The organism is Phaeodactylibacter xiamenensis, assembly GCF_000759025.1.
Classification (GTDB): domain Bacteria; phylum Bacteroidota; class Bacteroidia; order Chitinophagales; family Saprospiraceae; genus Phaeodactylibacter; species Phaeodactylibacter xiamenensis.
Window position 1 is genome coordinate 1 of record NZ_JPOS01000093.1, and the last position, 19317, is coordinate 19317.

Here is a 19317-nt window from a genome sequence, read left to right on the forward strand (position 1 = left end):
AAGGGGGCACACCAACGGGTGGAATATGAGTACATCCGTCACGGTACAACGACGCTGATTGCCGCTAACAACGTGGAAAATGGCCAGGTCATCAATTACCGTATGGGAGACACTCGGGATGAAACAGATTATGCTGACTTCATCAAATGCACCGTCCATGCACTGCCAGAAATGGACCAGGTTATTATTTTGTCCGACCAGCTCAATACCCATATGTCGGAATCGCTGGTCCGCTGGATTGCCGAGTGCGAAGGGTATGATGAAGGCCTGGGCACAAAAGGCCGGGAGGGCATCTTAAAAAACATGGTAACTCGTAGGCGTTTCCTGGAAAAAGAAGAGCACCGTATCAGATTTGTCTTCACGCCCAAGCATTGCTCCTGGCTCAACCCAATCGAAAATTGGTTCGCTAAGCTGCAGCGTCATGTGATTAGCAATGGCAATTTTTCTTCAGTCGAAGAGCTACAAATCAAAATAGAAGCCTACGTGGCTTTTTACAATGAGTGCTTGGCTAAACCTCTAAAATGGAAATTTAAAGGCTTCGACAAGGACCGGGAACCTCTCATTTAAATTGTCAGAAACTTATGTCTTAAGCCACTACTTTCTAAGGCGTACCAGGAATTAGGGGATCATGTCAATGCCTTAGTGGCCTATCAGGAAAGCACTGCCATCGCTGATAGCCTTTCCAAAGCTGAAAACCGCGCGGCGATACAGGAAATCCGGACCCGGTACGAAACGGAGCAAACAGAGGCAGAGAATGAATTCCTAAGGCTGGAGAACCAGCAAACGATCAAACAGCGCAACCGTATTCTGGCCGCCGTAGCCATATTATTGTTGCTCCTCTCCGTTTTGGGTGTACTGTACCACAAGGTCCTTCAGGGCAGGCGCCAAATTGCCGCCCAAAACCTTAAGCTTGCCGAGCTCAATCAGACCAAAGACCAGTTGTTTGCCATTATTGCCCACGACCTTCGGGGAGAAGCCAGTGCCTTCCAGCAACTGGCACAAATCGTCGGTTTCCATCTCAAAAACCGCAACCTGGACCGCTTAGAACAGGTATTTGGGCAGGTCAACAAAAGTGCAGCCAACCTCAACACATTGCTTGATAACCTCCTGCAGTGGGCGCTCACTCAACTGGAAGGTGTTCGGTTGAAGCCCACTTCTGTGCATCTGCAACAAGAAGCTGCACATACGCTCCAGCTGTTCGAATCCCATGCTGAACTGAAGGACATCCAACTGATCGATGAGGTCCCGCCCAACCTCAATGCCTTTGCCGACCAAAACAGTGTGCAGCTCATCCTGCGCAACCTGATCAGCAATGCCATTAAGTTCACCCCTCCATCTGGCCGTATCCGGGTATCGGGAAAGCAGGATGGGCAGCAGGTAGTGTTATCTGTAGAAGATACCGGGCAAGGCATGTCTGCTAATCAAATTGCTGCCGTAATGGAAGGGCGGTCTGTTGAATCCCGGGAAGGGACCTCCGGAGAGCGGGGTACCGGGCTGGGCTTACCCCTCTGCAAGGCTTTTGCTGAACGCAATCAGGGCGCATTCACCATTGAGCCCCAACCGGGTGGCGGTACGCTATGCCTTGTCCGGCTGCCCGTTACTGGTTAAAGCAAATGTCATTCATGCTCCTGGTTTTGACATTCATGCATCTACTTCAGCCCTTCGGCGACATCACCGTTTAGCTGCAATCACCGGCATTTAGTTTTGTATTGTTCAGTCCGGGGCTGCCCCCTTTATGGCCCGGAAAAGTCACATTATCAAAACTAATCAACATGCACTATTTTCACCTCACTACATTCCGGGCATTCCTGCTTGTGCTTGGTATGATCCTGCCTGGCCTGGCCTACGGGCAGCAGACTGCAAATTTCAACCCTGTTTTTCAAGCCAATGGACAGAGCTTATTCGAAGCCAACGGCGGTACGCCAGCGGGCCTAAACCTCGATAAGCAATTTCTCGGCGATGGGAAGGTCTCTCAGTTCGTGGATGAGAAGATCCTTGATCTGTTGTTCCTCAAGGGAGGCATAGAGTTTGGTGCCTATTTCCAACTCAAAGAATTGAATGGCGGACAGGTCGACATCACCTATCCTCTTGACATCACTATTCAATACCCGGATGCCAATACGTTTGGCTGCAACGACTGGATCGAAATCACAACCGATTGCACTGTCGGTGCAGGGTACGACCTCGCGGTTACCCCACCTACCCTCGACTTTGAGCTGGGGACTTCTTTTACCGGTGGGGTTTCTGCCTCGATTGGCGATCTGGAGGAAATATCGGCTCCTGAGGGCTTTGGAAGCGCTACCTCAAGTAACTGGCAGGACTTTGGCGATGGTTGGGAAGATCCTTTCTTTGGCCTGAATACCAATACCGGTATTACCTGGCCCTGGGACTACATCCCAGGCCTGAGCGCACCAAGTGGGGCAATACCTGGTTCCTTTCCGGTTACCATCCCTGCCTTCATTGAAGATGCTATCTTTTTGGGTGGAACAATCGATAATCCCTTTGCCGGAGATGGCCCGGACAACCTGACGGGGAAAAAATTAAGTGATAATTCCCTGAAAAACTTCGTTAATATTCACTTCAGCCCACTCAATTTCCAGCAGTACTTTACGGGTGTCCCTCTGAGTATCGGGTTTGATGCCGGCATCGCCTCTGTCGATTTCACGGCATTTAATACGCCCCTGGGGCTGGAAATAGCACAGCGCAGAAAAGTGGAGTTTGAAGGGGAAGTCAATATCCAATTTGCATTTAGTCAGACGCTGCAATACGAAGAGGTTGACCCAGGTACGAACAGTGTGGTCAATACTGGAACAGGGGCAACAGCGACTATTAAAGCCGGCCACACATTGCGGGTAAAATACCCAGACGGTGCCCCTGAGCCAACGATGGTCACCCCTTCTTTCATCATGGTCAATGACAAACTTTCTACCGCTATCACCGAAGAGGTAGTTTTTGAAGTGGGCCTTGAAATCCTGAAGGGGGAACTCGAAGTTGGAGGCTTTGAGCAGGAAATCTGTGAGCCCAATATTCCTCCGTTTAATTTCGACGGCGTACAGTGTTTGACCATTGAGATCGAACCAATAATGGAAGAGTTTTTCATCTTTGATGATGACCTTAATTTCCCGGTTGAAGATATCGTTATCTATGATGAGACCTTTGATGTCACCGATGGCGCATTTGAGGACATTCAGGGCACGCCCATCCAATTACAGCCCGACCAGCAGGCACCGGTTGCCACCTATACCACCGGCTCCCAGGTCATTAACCTGAGCACCCCTACTATTGATTTGGACCTGGATGACTTTCTGGATTCCTTTACCGATCAGGAAGGAGGAGGTACCCAAATCCTTGAGGCTTCCGTTCAAACCTATTCCTGTGCGGATGTTGGCCCTACCGTGTACAGCTGGACAGGCTCAGATAATCGTTGCAATGAGGCGGACTATGACCGAAATTTCACATTGATGGACACCGGTCTGCCCGTCGTCAATACCAAATCCTATGATCTGTACCTCAACGCTAATGGAGAAGCGGTACTGAACCCGGAAGATGTTAACAACAACTCGACCGACAACTGCGGCATTGCGGACTATGAACTGGATAAGTCCGTATTCAATTGCAATAACCTCGGCCCTCAAACCGTGGTGCTAAAAGCGACTGACCTCAGCGGGAATGAGGCTTCCAATTCAGCATCCATTCAGGTTATCGATGCTATAGCGCCCACGGCCAACTGCAAAGACATAACGGTTTACCTGGATGAAGAGGGCCTGGCATCCATCACGCCCGGAGATGTAGACGATGCGTCCTTTGACGCCTGCGGCATTAGTGAGCGTAGCATTTCCAAGGGCGCTTTTGACTGCGATGACCTCGGCTCCAATACAATTACTCTTGGCCTGAAGGATGGCAGCGACAATCAAAGCCAGTGTAACGCCACGGTTACGGTACGGGACAATATTGCCCCCATCGTATTCTGCAAGAGCTTTGTCAAAGAGCTTGATCCATACGGCAATGCCAGCCTGACTCCTGATGATCTGTTTGATGAAGTTAACAGCTTTGACAACTGTACCATCAACCTGCTTTCCGTAACGCCCAACACCTTTAACTGTTCTACCCGGGGCGAGCATATCGTCACCCTTCGAGCTGTCGACAATGACGGCAATAACGTAAGCTGCGAAGGGGTAATCACTATAGTGGAAGGTACTGCACTTCCAGCGCCATGGACTACTGCCGACATCGGTGATCAGGGCAATGGCAGCACCTATAGCTTCAACCCCTGTACGCGGAACAACCCTGCAAACGGAGACTTTACCCTGAGTTCAGGTGCCAACAATCTGGACGGCGACACCTCTGATGATGTAAGCTTCATTAGCCAAACCTTATGCGGCAATGGCGGTATACAGGCACGAGTCAGAGAAGTCACAGGCGGATACGTTGGACTGATGATTCGCGAGAGCGATGCTCCGGGTGCCCGCAAGATTGCATTCTACTCTAATGGCACGAACATGACCCGCTGGGAAACACGCTATCAGACCGGTGCACCACACAATGACACCCATCTGTATGCTTCTTTCCCCTTCTGGCTACGCATCGTACGGCAAGGCAACTGGTTCCGGGGGTACTACAGAAACGCTGGCAATAACTGGGTGCTGATCCATCAGGTATACATGGAATTGCCGGAGTGCGCTGAAGTAGGCATCGCGACCTTCACCCATACTCCGAATGGCACTGTCAATGCGGTTGTCAGCAACGTAACCGTTCAGGGGGCTTCACCAAGCCTTGTCGTGCCTCATGATGGCCCAGAAGTAGCCGCTGACCACGAAACTCTGGCGCGTATTTTCCCCAATCCTTCCAACGGGCAATTTACCGTGGACTTGGGCCAGCCAACACTGCTCCCTATAACTGTTTCCCTAATCAATACAATGGGGCAGCTGATTGAGCAGCGGCAGTTCGAACCAGGTGCACAGCAACTACCCTGGCAAACTCAAAACCTGCCAAATGGCTTGTACTTCCTGGAAATCCCCAAATCAGATGGTACCACTCAAACTCTGAAGTGGATGAAACAATAAGAGCCATAAAGGGGAATTGACTTACAGCCCTGAAGTACGCTTTGTGCTTCAGGGCTTTTTTGTAGCCTTGTTCTGCGGAGCATCAAAAAGGTCCTGCTGCCGTAGGTTCACTCTCAAATGGTTCTCCTGCCTTTGGATGGTCAGCTCAATTGGATCCGTCGCTCCAAAAAGTGCTCTGGCTTCGCAAAAATCCGTTGCATCTACCGGGAGGCTATTGATGGCCACGACTGTATCCCCAAGCACCAGACCGGATTCCACCGCCAAAGATGGATAAACCAGTTGGGCGACTTCGAGGACCTCCCCATTCGGCTGAAGCGCGCAACCAAAGTTTTTCCAGACCGGGCTCCTCTTTTCGCCCATAGGCACAGGCTCAAGTACCAGCTCATTGTTTTGCCAGTCGATCGTAGAACGGAACTCCCGGAGTATTTGTGTGCCAAACAAATGGCCTCCTTTGCGCCGGATGCGCGCCCGGACACCATGTAAAATCAGATCCTCACGGGAAGTGAAAAGCGCTTTCGGAGACATAAACCAAATGGAATCCAGTTCCACCCCATAGAGCCCTACACCGGCTGCACCAGCGGTAAACAAGTCTGCTCCAGCAGGGTCAAACATCTCCTCCACGGCTTCTAAGTCAAGCGACAAGCCACTGGAAGAACCAAAATCCAGGGTAACGTCACTTAGGCGCAGACTATCACCGAGCGTTACCGACAGCTTAGGCGTTCCCTGATTATTGACACGGAAGGGCATCACGATCCAATCTGCGCTGTAAATAAAGCCCTCGCAATCTTCCTGAATACGGATCACTTCATTTTTGTAATCCATTTGCCAGCAGGCATTGCGCATGAGATTAGCCCCCAGCAACCCATCGATATCAAGGCAATCGAAGACAGGTACACTCCGCAAATCAGAGATCAGAGCGCCCTGCCGGATAAAGTTGATACTGTCTATCGTTATGGTTTCCAATACGGTGTAGTCAATACGGTTACGCCGGTCGTAAGAATCAACAGCTGTACCGAATGCTTTGGTTTTGAGCCCCAGTTCCTCCACCAATTGGGCATCTATCAGGGTAGGCGCACCGGTATCCATCAGAAAATTGCAGGGCCTGCCATTGACGGCTACCTCCACGAAAATCAGCCCGTTTTTGATCTGTATGGGAATTTCCCGGGCAAACGTTTTTTGCTGTACTTTTCCTTTGACCCACAGGCGTTGCTTACCGCAGCTGAACAGCAGCAGTAAAAGGAGTACTCCAATTACTTTATGCATGGCTATCGTTTCACAAGCTTGTAAGTTTGCTGACTATCAGCGGTTTGAGCTGTCAGTAGGTAAAAGCCGCCCGGGAGATCCCAGGTGCCCACTTCCATATGAGACTGCCCGTTAAGCACAGCAGACCTTAGCACCTGCCCATTCACATTGCGGATGCGGTACTGAACGGTCTGATCGGAAGTGTTGGCGACGGTGAGACTTTCCCGGAAAGGGTTGGGAAAGACCTCCAGCATTTTAGTCCTTGTCATTGGCTCCTCAACGTCTACCACATTAAGCGTTTCATCAATGGCGCGCAGTAAGGACAGGTCAGAGAAATGATCCTGCCCCAACTCCCAGATCATGATGCCGGATAGCTGGGCTTCTGCCAACTCGGTTTTCTGTACAATCGTAGGGATGCCATTGTAGTATACCTGGTTTACCTGATCCACCCAGGCATTAGCCGGATCCCAGTCTACAATAGTGCCATAGCGGTAGGAGGAAACCGGAGTGCTCCCAAAATCATAACCATAAAATGGCACGCCGAGGGTCAGCTTTGACTTGGCTACACCTTGTCCCTGCCAGTAGAACATCGCATTAAGGGCAAAGGAGTATGGGGAGTGTGGCCCGGGATTGCCGGGGTCCCAGGAACCGGTCAGGTCATACACCATCATATTGATCCAGTCATAGGCGGCCAGCGCTTCGTCTGTAATGTCGGGATAACGATAGGTGCCAGGCAGGGCTGCGGTGAGCGTAAGCCCGTGGGCGTCTACAGAGTCGCGCAATTCCAGCACAAAGGGGCTGTACTTTTCATTGACATGCCCCCATTCCAGGTCAAAATCAATACCATCCAGCCCGTACTGCTCGACGTACTGCATAATTTTGTGAATGAAAGCTGACCGGTTTCCAGGCAGCATGAGGTGTTCCCAGGCCTGTTCCCATTCGTCGGTCAGGGCACCGCCTGCCAGAGAAATATAGACTTCCACGCCCTTCGCCTTAGCGGCATTGACAATCGGGGTGATGTCCTGTCCACCGATATCCAGGTTGCCCTCCATATCCGGGTTGGCAAAAGCAAGGTTGAGGTGGGTCAGTCGTTCATATTCAATCTGACTGTTGTAGTTGAACCGGTAGTAAGGCAGATAGCCAATGACTTTGAAGTCTTCCTGGGCGGTCAGTGGACCCAGCGCCATAGCGAAGGTCAGGAGTAGCAGTATACGTTTCAAATCAATAGGTTTTAGTGATTCAGACGTATAAAGCTAACCAAAATTTCGGGAATCTATGGTAGGCGTCTTATGAGCAGCCGGATCAGAAGCACCCAGGGAAAGCCATGCAGAACGACATCAAACCAGTCAAGTGCCTGCATGCCCACTGCCCCGCCACGTATCCACTTGATCTTGCCCCAGATGTGGGGCTCGGGATAGAAAGGCGCCAGGCCGAGGGTGAGGCAGAGCAGGAGGACGAATTTCCAGTCGTTTATGATAGACATAGCCTGAATTTCATTAGTAGGGCATAAAGGTAATGAAATATGCCATTAACCTTTATCAGGCTTCTTCGGAAATTCCTACATTTATGACCATGGCTAAACGATCTGAAACTTCCTTGCTTTCGTTGATACAAAGGCTACAGCATGCCCTGCAGGAGCACCCCAACCAATCCCTCGCCGAGTTTTGGAATACCCACTCCGATGTGCCCCCCAGCCAGGCGCAGCTACTAACCCCTGCGTTCCTTCAGCAACAACTCTACGGGCAAATCGCCCGCCCCTGGGAACGCCTCAAGCGGAACAAGCCCAAAAAGTCTGTGCTTAAAAAAATGATGGCTACTGATTGGGCGGACTTCGAAATCCTCAACCTCCACCCTTCCCTCTCCAGGAAGCCGATGACGCTGAGCTTTGTGCTGGAACTGCTGCGCAACGCCATCAGTCACGACAAGGTACGATGGGATAAAGACCTGAACGCTACCTTTTCAGACTGGGACAGCAACAAACTTCGCTTTTCTCTGCCAGCGCTCATCCGGTTCATGGAAGCTTTTGAAGCTTTCCGCCAATCCTAAAAGGGCTACTTCGTCTTTTGCTCCACCTCCCAGTCGATATCCCAACGGCTGAGGTAATTCTCAATCGGGCCCAGTCCAACTTCTGCGCGCCGCTGATTTACATATTCCGGCTCCAGGATAGGAAAAGGCTCGTAGGTTTCTGTTTCCGGATTGAACCGTACCTGAGAACCATACTTCTGAGGCTTATCTTCCCGGGTCTGTATGCGGTCGTACATCAGCGCGTAGCTCGACCAGCTTGCCTCCCCCTCTTTGCAGGCCGCTTCAATCATGGGCAGGTAGCGTTTTTGCAGCTCATAATCCGCGTGCTGAATAACCAGGAAAGCAGCAGAAGCTGCTGTACCGCCCACCTGCGAACGCAAGGGCCAACCATTCTCTTCTATAATTTCAACCAAAGCTTCCTGATTCTCTTCATTGATGCGATGTTTAAGTTCCCAGATTGCCGGTGTCATTATATTTCGGCGGCCCAGCTTCCCTTCTGCTACCCGGGTATGCCCGTAAAAAGCCTGATCGGTTTGCATCATGCGCCACAGCGTGCGGGCCAGCTCGGGTTTTTGGTACTTTCCATGCACGGCTTGCACTTTCTCTATCTGCTTTTCTGCCAGCGCCTGATAGCGGTCATCTTCGTACAGGAAAACGAGATCGGGGTCGCGCATCATGAGTACTGTGGAATCGGAGGGCAGCGCTTGCTCCAAAAAGTAGAATGCCGAATCCCGATTATTAAGTAGGGCATAAGCACAAGCCATGTTGTACGTATTCGTAAAATCGTCCGCATCCTGCTCATAGCCTTGCCGGTATAGGGCGATGGCTTCCGCCAAATCTCCTGCCTCCCGGAGGGAGTCTGCCTTTGTGGTAACAGGCATCTGCTTTTCCTGAGCCTGAGCATAAATCGTAAAAAGGAAAAGGAATAAAAAAGTCAGGTGATTTCTCATGGTAAATGGTTTTTATCGGTAAAAATTATTGAAAACGGCTCAGTACCAGCGCACGATAGGACTCGATAGGCATCATGCCTACTTCCATCCGGCGTTGGTTGAGGTTGTCCGGGTCTTCGACCGCTGCCAGTTCGATGGTTTTGGTGGCCGGATCAACTTTTGAAAACTGCGTACCGTAGCGCTGGGGGTTTCCGGCATTGACCTGAATCCGGTCGTACAGGTAAGCATAATCCTGACCATCCAGTCCGCCATTTTTCACCGCTGCTTCAATGTAAGGCAGCTGAGCCTTCTGCCATTCCGGGTCCTGGTCTGCATGCTGAATGAGGATGAAAACAGCGTGCATGCCTTCCTCCCCCACCAGCTCGGCAGTGGGAAAGCCGTGCGCTTCGATAATTGCTTTTAGCGCTTCCCGGTTTTCTGCATCCACCTCTACCCCATCCGCATAGCTCATACCGGAAGTATCAATACTAAACGCTTCTATCAGATAGTCTTGCACATTGCCGCGCGCCAATTGGTCCCGCACTTCCATCGCGATCAGTTGCCCCTGAAGCACGGTATCCTGAGGTTGCTGATCGTCTCTCGTACACGGGATGTGGGCAGGTTTTTGTTCCAGGTACACCCCCTTTTGGCAAAATGTACCCCAGGTATGCTCTGGCTGCAACGCCAGAATAGAATCCCGTCTTTCCATTTGTCCAAGATGCTCCAGCACTTCCAAACCGGCAATTAGGAACCGTAATTCCACGGTGTCCGAATAGGCCCGAAGCGAATCAAACTGTTGAGCAGCAGTACTAAAGTCTTCCTCAAAAGTACTGACAATCATACGCCAGCCCAGTTGCCAATGCTCTGTTTGGCTCAGCGAAGGCGCTTCGGTTTCCGGTGTAGTTTGACAGCCCACCATCAACAAGATGAAGGCCATGGCTACAAAGCTTCTTTTCATTGCATCACTACTTTAAATTAAAACTAAAGGTGACGGGCAGGCGTTTTTGCTGCCCATCGGTATCCTGAATGACCATATCCGTCAGAAATAAGCTACTGTTTGGCTTAAGGTCAGCAAGGTGTTGCTGCACCGTGGTATCCTCCGCAGACTTAGATTTCAGCGTTACGCCCTTCCCCTCTTCCGGTATAATGACTAACTCGAATTGCAGCACCGGGTACTCCAAACCTCCAATTTCCAGCAGCATCCCATCCTCAGTGGCATGCTGAAAGGCGTGCAGGGACTGCACCTCATTACTCCGGGTGCCGCTCAGCCCACGCCAATGAAAGGTCATTGCCTTATCGTACAACTCATAATACTCCGGTATGGTATCCGTATCGATATATGTAGCATGCAACAGTTCCACTCTGTTAATTTCCGGCTCCGGGACTACAGCCTCCCCTTCCCGGCGCAAGCGCTCTACAGTACGAAAGCCGGGGATAGGCAACACATTGACATTTGGATCATTGGCATACTGTTCGTACATCCAACGGTGCTGGGCCACACTCGTATCCAAACGGATGAGGGTAGGCGCTCCCGGCCGGTAAACAAACTGGAAAGGGTCCAGGGATGGCTTCAGCCGGAGCGTATCAGCTTCGGCCGCAATGGGCCGTTCCTGGTTGATTTTTAAAATAAGCCGACCACGGTCGGCACCGTTGTCTAAACCAAAGACCACCTGCAGCTCGAAGGCATCTGTGCGCTGAGCAGCTACCCTTAGCCTGCGCTGCCCGGCTTCGGAGAACAAAGGCGTAAACTTCATACCTTCATCTGACCGGTCATAACTCCACAACATCAGACTATCCGTACCCACCGCTTCGCCATTAAAAGTAGCCGACCACGCTGCCGTCGACAAGGCTGTCAATGCTTCTGCCGGGAGATAACGAACCGCTTCACTCGCCCGCCCGTCCCGCTGCCGGAGAACCCAGTGGTAATCCCCCCATTGGATTTCAGTGCCGGAACGACGCAGCCATGCTTTCGGCTGAGGCAGCTGATCGACTGTACGGCGGGAGAACTCCCCATAGCGTTCACTGAATAAACCGTCCTGAAAGACCAGCCCGGGCTCCGGTGAAACGCCGATACCCAGGCTGGTGTAGAACGCTTTTTCATCTGTGGTACGGGCAAGAAGGTGCAACTGATCTCCTTCGCTTAAGGCTGCCGTTACCTGCCTCCATATTTCCTGAACTTCACCGGGCGAAGCCGCTTCCAAAATCCGGTCAGGCCCGCTTTTTTTGATGAGGTTTACACACAGCTGTTCAACCTCCAGGCCCTGCCCTGCTTTGGTGATTTGAAAAGATGTGTTTTTTATCCTCGCCAAACGACCTGGCTCAACCTCCTGAATGATCGTTCCGGCAGTACTGGCAAACGGATGGTTGTACCATTGCACCCCCAGCAGCTCTTGTCCCAGTTGCAACCGGTAGGGGCTGCTTTCCCAGGGATGGTGGGTATTGATTTTCTGAATATGCTCATCAGCTAAAGCCACACAAAGTTCGGTCTTCCCGCCTTCCGCCTTAGGGCCAGCAACCTTCATCATAGCGTACACTCCTGCCTCCATCATAGCCACCCGGAGATCATCAGAATAAACCTTACCCAAACCAATAATACCGCAACTCAGGCGCCCCCAGGCATCTTCCACCGCCAGAACGAGCACCAGATCCTCCTCCATGCCAACCCCGGCTGGCCAGCAGTCTTTTAGCCTGCCCTTTACCGAAAAGGAGTGGACCAGCTGACTGCCCCTGTAAAGCAAGGCCTGCGTCTTATTGCGCCACAACACCTGCTCCCCCAGCACCAACTCGAAGCGCTCAGTGCTCAGGGCACGTAGGGCGGCGGGAGTCAGAAAGGTAGCTGACAGAGCATTGTCCGGACCACTGAGCTGCGCCGGGCTGAATAATGGCAACCGATAAGGTCCCCAGGCCAGGGCATCCGCCATTTCTTCCGGTTGTTCGCCCCAGGTGGTAAATACGTCCTGCCGGGCAAAGGCATCCACCGCCTGACCTGCCCGTTCGAAGCCCCCTCCGGGGAGTTGTTCTGATAAATTGAATGCAAACAGCAACACCAATAATCCTGTAACAGGCAGCACCGACAGGTACTTCACCGCCCGCCACGGAGCCGAAGACCGTTGTGCCAGCATTTGCAACCGGCTTCTCAGATGAGCGGCAAAAGTATTGGCTAGTGGATGACAACTGTGCCCCATACGCTGTAGGGCCAGAAACTGTGCGTAGGTATGGCGGCTGCCTATTTCCCGCGACACGTAAGCATCCGCTATATATTCATGTACCTGCTGAAGCGCTGTGCGGTAGGCATAAACCAGTGGATTGAACCACTTCAATATCAAATAACATTCCATCAGCAGCACATCCAGGCTGTGCCGCTGCCTGACGTGCACCAGTTCGTGCTCAAGGATAACACGCTTGGCTTCAGGCAGGTCTTCGCCTTTCCAGAATACGTAGCTGAAAAAACTGCTGGCCGGAATGTCCCGTTCGGGCGTCAGCAAAGTGTATCGCCCCTTTTGCTCCCGCCGGCTCCTGCGGATCAACCTCCGCAGCGCCAACAGGCGCAAACTCAGCCGGCTCAGCATAAAAAGCGCACCCGTCAGATAAAGCCCTACCAAAATATCAGCCAGGCTCAGGGAAAAGGCAGGCGTGGGCGCCATGAGCTGCCCGTAAATCTGCAGCTTCGCTGACGCTGCTTCCCGCACCACTGGCAGGAGCACCTCCCCCGCAACGGTAGAGGGAGCCACTGCCTGCTCAATATGAAGCAGAGGTATAGCAAGAGACACCGCCGGCATCAGCAACAGGTACGCCCGGTTGAACTGAAAAAAGGTTTCGCGGCGGAGCAAAAAGTAATAGAGCGCGTAAAACAGCGCCAGACAGATACTGGACTCCAGTAAATATTGTGTGACGCTACTGGGTATCATGATCCTCCTGTTTTTTGATCTTGTCAAGCAGGGCTTCCAGCTCACCGTAAGAAACTTCCTCTTCCTGTACGAAATGAGACAGCAAGGCCTCCGCAGAACTTTCAAAATAGGAGGTCATCAGGTGCCGGAAGGCTTTGCTCCGGTACTCCTGCTTGCTCACGGCCGGATAATAGCGGTTGCTTTTCCCGAAGGCTTCATGCCCAATGAAACCTTCCCCCTCCAACTTGCGCACCATGGAGGAAACCGTGGTAACTGGTGGCGGTGGCGGTGGAAGCTCCGCAACTATTTCTTTCAGAAAGGCCCGCTTTAGCTTCCAAAGCGCCTGCATGACAGCTTCTTCTTTTTCGTTTAATTGTCTCATAGGACAAGTATACAACGAAATTTTCGTTATACCAACTAAAATACCGTTTTTGTAACGAAAAAATCGTTACCCTTCGATTTGCTGCCGGATATAAGCCTCCTGCCGCTCCTGAATATCAGCATCCGGAACGTAGGCAGTGATGCGATAGGTATCAGGCCCAAGCTGTACAACGCTAGCCGGATAAGCCGGTGCCGTCCAGGGTGAGGCGGTCAGCCATTGCTCCAGGCGCTGCTGGGCATTGGGGCCTTCCAACGTTACCTCAAAGGAAAACGGGGAGAGTGCTGTTTTTTCCACTGACCGGTAAATTGCAGGTTTCTGAATCAAATGATAAGGCAACACCAGCAAACCACCATCTTCTCCGGCCAGTTGCACACTTCTCCCACGCAGCTGCAAAATTTTGTAGGCCCGGCCTTCATGATTCAGATAATCACCAGGGCGCAGGTCCCCTTCCAGCCGCAGCAAAAGCCCGGGGTAGAAATCCTTCCACCAGGGCCAGCCCAGCACGATCAGCAAAATGATCGTTGCCAGTGCAAAAACCGGGGAGGCCATCAACAGGCGGTAAAATGCAAAAACGGCCCAACTCAGCCATAAGGCCACGCCCGCTCTCAATAACAAGCCCTCCAGGCGCTGCCGCTGCCGCCGGCTCTTCACAAGAGGCAGCCCATACTTTTTAAGTGCGTACAGCAATGCATGGAGCAGCAAGGCTAACAGGCCAAGCATAAGCACTAACCCTAATGGCAAAGTGGACAATTGGATCATAGCATGCCTTTTTCGGTGAACAACTGCCCCAGGTAATAGCGGACTTCCGGCTTTAACTCCAGCACCTCACGCTCGTGGGGGACCAAAAGCTGACTGCGCTGTAACTCTTTGATCCGCCCCCCTGCCCAGTCGGCTCCTTCTGAAGCGAACAAACGGGTAAAACGCCGGTGGGTCAGCGCCCGGTGCAAGTACAACTGCAGCAGAATAAAGTACCACTTCGCATCGTCCAGAACCGGAAAATCCGGGCGGTGGATCTTGGTTTCCAGCCTGTTCCGGCCCTGTCCATTAGTTCTGAGATGGGCCAGCCAAAGGCGCAGCGCTATCCCGATATTCCCATCACTTTGGCGGTGCAGCCGGCCAAACAACTGGTCCCACGCCTTCATCCGCACCAACTCCTCGGATTGCCCACCAATATACAAGGGTACTCCGCCGGTCTTATGACGGGCCCAAACTGCAGCGCGCAAATGCTGAAGGGATAATGGCCGGAGGATGACCGTGGCAATCATGGCTTCATCCACCGGGCTCTGTGCCCGAAGCACCTTCAGGGTATTCAAATTACAACTCAGCAGGAAAACATGGCGCTTTCCAAAAGCCTGCACGGCCTCCAGCAGTTGCCCGAAGGCCTGACCCTGATCTGCCCCGCGCTGCCACCACAGCTCAATATCTTCGAGTAGAAATACGGTGCTGTCCGGGCTTTCTGCCAATAAAGCCGAAAGCACCCCTCTTTTCCCGGTAGCCTGCTCAAAGGCTTTTTGTAAGGCTCTCGGCGAGGTGGCACCGCCCTGAGGAGGAATGACTTTCAGGTAACTGCCCCCAAAAATCTGCCGCGTAGCGTACTCCAAAAAGTAGCTCTTGCCACTCAGGGCTTCCCCGGTAATCAGAATACCGCCGCCGGGCCCTTGCTTCCGGTCTTCCAGGGCTTCCTGCACCTGCAACAACTCCGCATCCCGGCTTTCTGAACGGGTCCGTAAATTGAGGTGCTTGCCTGAAAACAGCTGCCGGTAATAATAAGGATAGCCTTCCCGGACAGACTGAACCGGCCCAACGGCTTTGGCAAACACCCGAAGCCGGTCCCGGTCACTGCGCAGCGCCTGCTCCCGTCGCTCTACAGCAGCCTGTGCCACATCTTCCTGCTTTTGAGCGGCGTAGTCCCGCAGCCGGTCCCACTGCATCATTACGCTTTCCTCCAACTTGCGGCGCCAGGCAACAATACCTCGGCGGCGGCTTTCCTTGCGCACGTACTGAGACAGGGCTTCTGCCTGTGCTATGATATGATCAATAGTTAGTGCCGATTCCGTGGCTTCAAATTGTTCCTCCAATTCTGCCTGAAATGCGGTGAATACATCTGACACCTCCTGTTCGAGCTCTGCGAGTTGCTCCTCAGATTTATCCAGAATACTGGAAAGGGCCTCATAACTTTCCGCATCTTCAGCCGCATCCACACCGTAGTGGAGTAAACTCCCGATATTGAAAATCTGCCCGCTCAGTGGGTTCAACTGCTGCCGCAGGCGGATGAGCTCGTTCTCCAGCGTTTGGGAAAACTGCGTGTCGACCAGGTAGTCGGCAATTTCCAGCAGGGATAACTTCAGTGGGGGCTGCCCTTTGGTCTGCAATGCTCTGAAGTCACGGCGTGTGGCCTGATCCATAAGCTCGACTTCAACGGGAAGCGGCGAAGTGATGCGCCCGGTTTGCTCCATAAAGTGCCAAAGTACGGATTCCGTATTGTCCAAATCCTCTTCATCGCGCTGAAAGGGGGCCATCGTCAGCGACTCGGTAGCCCCATTTTCCAGTTGGGTTTTTAGAGTATGGCAGGCACGACCAAGGCTTTCCATTTGTGTAGTCAGCCCGCCTACGTACACTTCGCTCAGAGCATTCAGGGCATCGGTTTTGCCAGACCGGAGCAAAAGCGAGGTATGGGTCAGTTGCTGATTGACTTCAAAATTGCGGTGGAACAACTGCTGATTGTTTTTCCAGGAAGCGCTGAAGGCTTGAATGTCCTGTGCAGCTGCTTTGACGGCTTTCCTGCCCCACTTTTGTTTTTCCTGTTTTAGCCATTTGCTGAGGTTGGCAGGCTGCTCCTGACGGCTAAGGGCATTGCAAAGCACACGGTCTTCGTTCCGGAGCCTGATCAGCGGTTTCTCCACCATCCCTTCGACCTGCTGCCGGAGTTGTTCAAAGCCTTCCTCCAGCTGAGTAGCAGCTTCTTCCAGCAATACCTGCAATGGGCGGTTACTTTTTGGCTCCAGCTGTTGGTGAAGTTTGCGGACCAACTGCCGGATAGCCAGCATCAGGCGGGCATTCAGTTGTCCAAAATCCAGCAAGACTTCCTGCAGGACCATTTGGTTTCGGCGGCAGGCCCATTTTAAGACAGGCCGCTTAAGCCTGACTTTTTTTGTACGCCCGGCGCCATTTTCCAGTTCCACGCGCTGAGGCAGGGCTTCTACTACCTGCTCACAGGAGGTGAGATACTGCTCCAGTGCTTCTGCAAGCAACTGCGACAGGCTGTCCAGTTCCTGCTGCCGGAAAGCAGCGGAACGACCGCGAAGGTCCTCCAAATGGCTGACCAGCATAGGTATGGAAAGGGCTTGGTGTTCCGCTGCCGAATCCAGTATTGCCTTAAAAGCGGATTCATGATCCACCACCCATTGCTGATAGTGCTGCTGTACCACCGCAAGTGCCCGGGCTGATAGCTGATCCATAGCCTTTTCCAAGCCTGAATCCAGGGCCTGCACCACCTCCGCCAGCTGACTTTCTTCGGGCATTTGCAGGTCATCGAGTGCCTGGCTCTTTCCGGGTTCAAAAATTTGTTTCTGTTCTAAATCCTTGAGGCCCAGCTCGGTCGTTTCAAAAGTAGACGATGCTTTGACCAGCAACGTAGTGCCAATAAGCCCGACCAGTTCGTTGGTCTGCTTTACGAAAGTGGCTTCCGTCCCGGTTTGAATGTTGGGAATGCCAATGAAGATCAAATCCGCCTCTGCCGACATCGTTTTCATAAGGTCGTAGAAGGGCGTCCGGTCCAGGGCATTATTGATGACCTTAATCTCGGCTTCCACGCGAAACTCATCCAGCAGCGCCTGAATGCGCTTCTCGATCATCCGCCGGTCTACATTAAAATCGTTGACCAGCAGCACCCGGACGCGGGCATTGCGCCATTCATTGGAGGCACCGATGAAGCGGGCCAGGTGCAGCATCAGCTCGGCATTATTGCTGATGCCCCGCCACCACATATCGATCTGCTCCCGTTTTCGGAAGCCCCAGCGCTTATCGTAGTCCAGATAAAGTACGTTGTAATCCAGGTCGATCAGCCGTTCGGTCATTTGGGCAAACCAGATGGGGTCCTGTGTGTTTTTGGCCCAGCCCATAAGTACGGTATTGGGCTCCAGCCCGGAAAAGCCAAAAGTAGTAGCTATCGTCTCAATGCCTTTGTATACATTACTGACCTCAATGCGCCGCCCAAATACGCCGTACTTTTGCAGGAGGTCATCATTGACTTTCTGTTTGTGCTTGGGGAAGAGCACCTTGGACTGCCGGTTCTCCACCAGGTCGAAGTTGGTCACCATCCCCACCTGACCGGCCAGCGTCTTCCCAAACTCGATCAAATGGGGGCGCTGCTCAGAGCTGCCGCTAAAGAGCATGATATTGGGCTTCCAGTTCCGTTTGTGGTCTTCTGTAACTTCCATGCGCTTGAGCCCGGATTTGACGACCGTAGACCAGACACTCTGCCAGACATCGCCAGTACCCAGGCTTACCTGTTTGCGCTGCAGCCAGAGAAAGACACCCCCAATCACCACCAGCGCCGCCACCATAGCCAGCATGTCCAGCTTAAACATGACCGCGAAGGTCGCCATGAAGCCCACCAGCCCAATCCATTTGCTTACGCGAAAGGATGGCTTAAAGTCAGAACTGGCCCAGCTTTCCAGGAAGAAGGCAATATTGATAAAGCCATAGGCCGCCAGGTAAAACATAGAGACAATCCGGGCAATGAGGTCCAATTCCCCGATCAGAATGCCACCCTCTGCAATCAGGATGGTGAGGATAAGCCCATTGCGGGGCTCATTAGCCGTCCCTGAACCTTTGGCAAAGATGCGGGGCGTAATCCGGTCGAGCGACATGGCCTGCAGAATGCGGGGAGCACCCAAAATGCCACCAATAGCAGAAGACAGCGTTGCACCCCAGATGCCGGCAATCACCGCCGGGGCCCAAATCGATATTTTGCGCAAGATATTGTAATCCGACCGGAGGATTTCCAGGTCTACGTTGCTGTAAAGAAAGATGGCCAGCGCAATGTACACCACAAAGCCCACGACGATAGCAGCAATTGTACCGACGGGAATATCCCGCTTGGGGTCAGCCAAATCTCCCGACATTGCAATACCTGCCGTGAAGCCGGTCACCGCCGGGAAAAAGATGGCGAAAACCGTTTCCATAGGCACTGTTTCGCTGACCAGCGTTTCCGGAATAGCGGCTTCAGCCGGGCTGCCGCCCATAAAAATCACCACCAGGGAAGCGACAATAGCCGCCAGGATAAAAAACTGCGTTTTGATAGCGACAGAGGTGCTAATGAAAGCCAGCACCATCAGGAGGAACAGGAATAAACTTCCGGTGCTCCGCATACCGTTAATATCTGTACTCAGCCCCAGGAAAGCATTGAAGCTCTCGGCAAAGCCCACCAGGTATAGCGCAATGCTCAAAGCCGTACCCACAAACAGCGTAAGCCCAATCGCCCCACCAATGGGCAGCCCCAAGCTGCGCGACAAAACGTAGTACACCCCGCCGGCGCCTACTTTCTTATCCGTAGCAATGGAAGAGATGCTCAGGCCTGTACTGAAGGAAATCACGTGCGCAATGACCACGATGATAATCGAGCCCCAGAGCCCGGCATTACCAACCACCCAGCCCATCCGCATGTACATGATCACACCAAGGATAGTCAAAATGGAAGGCGTAAACACCCCATCAAAAGCCCGGAATTTCTTTTGTCTGCTCATTGTTGCCGAAGGTAAGAAATCTGAGCCTTCCGGGAAAATCCG

At 52.6% G+C, this 19317-nt stretch carries 13 protein-coding genes; 4 read left to right on the forward strand and 9 right to left on the reverse strand.

Annotation, left to right across the window (positions count from 1 at the left end; translation table 11 throughout):
* The 3 genes from IX84_RS28345 to IX84_RS28355 all read left to right on the forward strand — a co-directional run.
* On the forward strand, positions 1-567 hold a 567-nt coding region (locus IX84_RS28345), incomplete at its 5' end, for a transposase (RefSeq protein WP_044229381.1).
* Between the two features lie 75 nt (positions 568-642).
* A complete protein-coding gene (locus tag IX84_RS28350; protein ID WP_044229383.1) occupies positions 643-1608 on the forward strand; it encodes a sensor histidine kinase in 966 nt (321 codons plus the stop codon).
* Between the two features lie 164 nt (positions 1609-1772).
* Positions 1773-5063 carry a T9SS type A sorting domain-containing protein gene (locus IX84_RS28355; protein ID WP_044229386.1) on the forward strand — a complete coding sequence of 1097 codons (3291 nt, stop codon included), beginning with the start codon at positions 1773-1775 and terminating at the stop codon, positions 5061-5063.
* Between the two features lie 48 nt (positions 5064-5111).
* Here IX84_RS28355 and IX84_RS28360 read toward each other — a convergent pair whose 3' ends face one another.
* Genes IX84_RS28360 through IX84_RS28370 form a run of 3 tightly spaced genes read right to left on the reverse strand, consistent with a single transcriptional unit; the run spans position 5112 to position 7788 of the window.
* Complete coding sequence (locus tag IX84_RS28360) at positions 5112-6326, reverse strand: retropepsin-like aspartic protease (RefSeq protein ID WP_044229389.1); 1215 nt, start codon at positions 6324-6326, stop codon at positions 5112-5114.
* A gap of 2 nt (positions 6327-6328) precedes the next feature.
* Entirely contained in the window at positions 6329-7525 is a 1197-nt protein-coding gene (locus IX84_RS28365; RefSeq protein WP_052516487.1) for a glycosyl hydrolase family 18 protein, read from the reverse strand.
* A 53-nt stretch (positions 7526-7578) separates the two neighbouring features.
* Positions 7579-7788: a hypothetical protein gene (locus IX84_RS28370; protein ID WP_044229394.1), complete on the reverse strand. Its 210-nt coding sequence runs from the start codon at positions 7786-7788 to the stop codon at positions 7579-7581.
* Between the two features lie 89 nt (positions 7789-7877).
* Here IX84_RS28370 and IX84_RS28375 point away from each other — a divergent pair, with 89 nt between their 5' ends.
* Positions 7878-8351: a hypothetical protein gene (locus IX84_RS28375; RefSeq protein WP_152605282.1), complete on the forward strand. Its 474-nt coding sequence runs from the start codon at positions 7878-7880 to the stop codon at positions 8349-8351.
* A 5-nt stretch (positions 8352-8356) separates the two neighbouring features.
* Here the strand turns inward: IX84_RS28375 and IX84_RS28380 are convergent, their stop codons facing one another.
* The 6 genes from IX84_RS28380 to IX84_RS31950 form a co-directional block, all read right to left on the reverse strand.
* Positions 8357-9280: a DUF6624 domain-containing protein gene (locus IX84_RS28380; protein WP_044229397.1), complete on the reverse strand. Its 924-nt coding sequence runs from the start codon at positions 9278-9280 to the stop codon at positions 8357-8359.
* 25 nt (positions 9281-9305) lie between these two features.
* Positions 9306-10217 (reverse strand): DUF6624 domain-containing protein, encoded by a 912-nt coding sequence (locus IX84_RS31715; RefSeq protein WP_152605283.1) that lies wholly within the window; start codon positions 10215-10217, stop codon positions 9306-9308.
* A gap of 7 nt (positions 10218-10224) precedes the next feature.
* Positions 10225-13167 (reverse strand): M56 family metallopeptidase, encoded by a 2943-nt coding sequence (locus tag IX84_RS28390; protein ID WP_044229399.1) that lies wholly within the window; start codon positions 13165-13167, stop codon positions 10225-10227.
* A complete protein-coding gene (locus tag IX84_RS28395; RefSeq protein WP_044229401.1) occupies positions 13154-13528 on the reverse strand; it encodes a BlaI/MecI/CopY family transcriptional regulator in 375 nt (124 codons plus the stop codon). Before IX84_RS28395 ends, IX84_RS28390 begins: the two co-directional genes overlap by 14 nt.
* Before the next feature lie 66 nt (positions 13529-13594).
* Complete coding sequence (locus tag IX84_RS28400) at positions 13595-14287, reverse strand: hypothetical protein (protein WP_044229403.1); 693 nt, start codon at positions 14285-14287, stop codon at positions 13595-13597.
* Positions 14284-19275 (reverse strand): amino acid permease, encoded by a 4992-nt coding sequence (locus tag IX84_RS31950; protein WP_063978309.1) that lies wholly within the window; start codon positions 19273-19275, stop codon positions 14284-14286. Before IX84_RS31950 ends, IX84_RS28400 begins: the two co-directional genes overlap by 4 nt.
* Positions 19276-19317 lie beyond the last annotated feature (42 nt).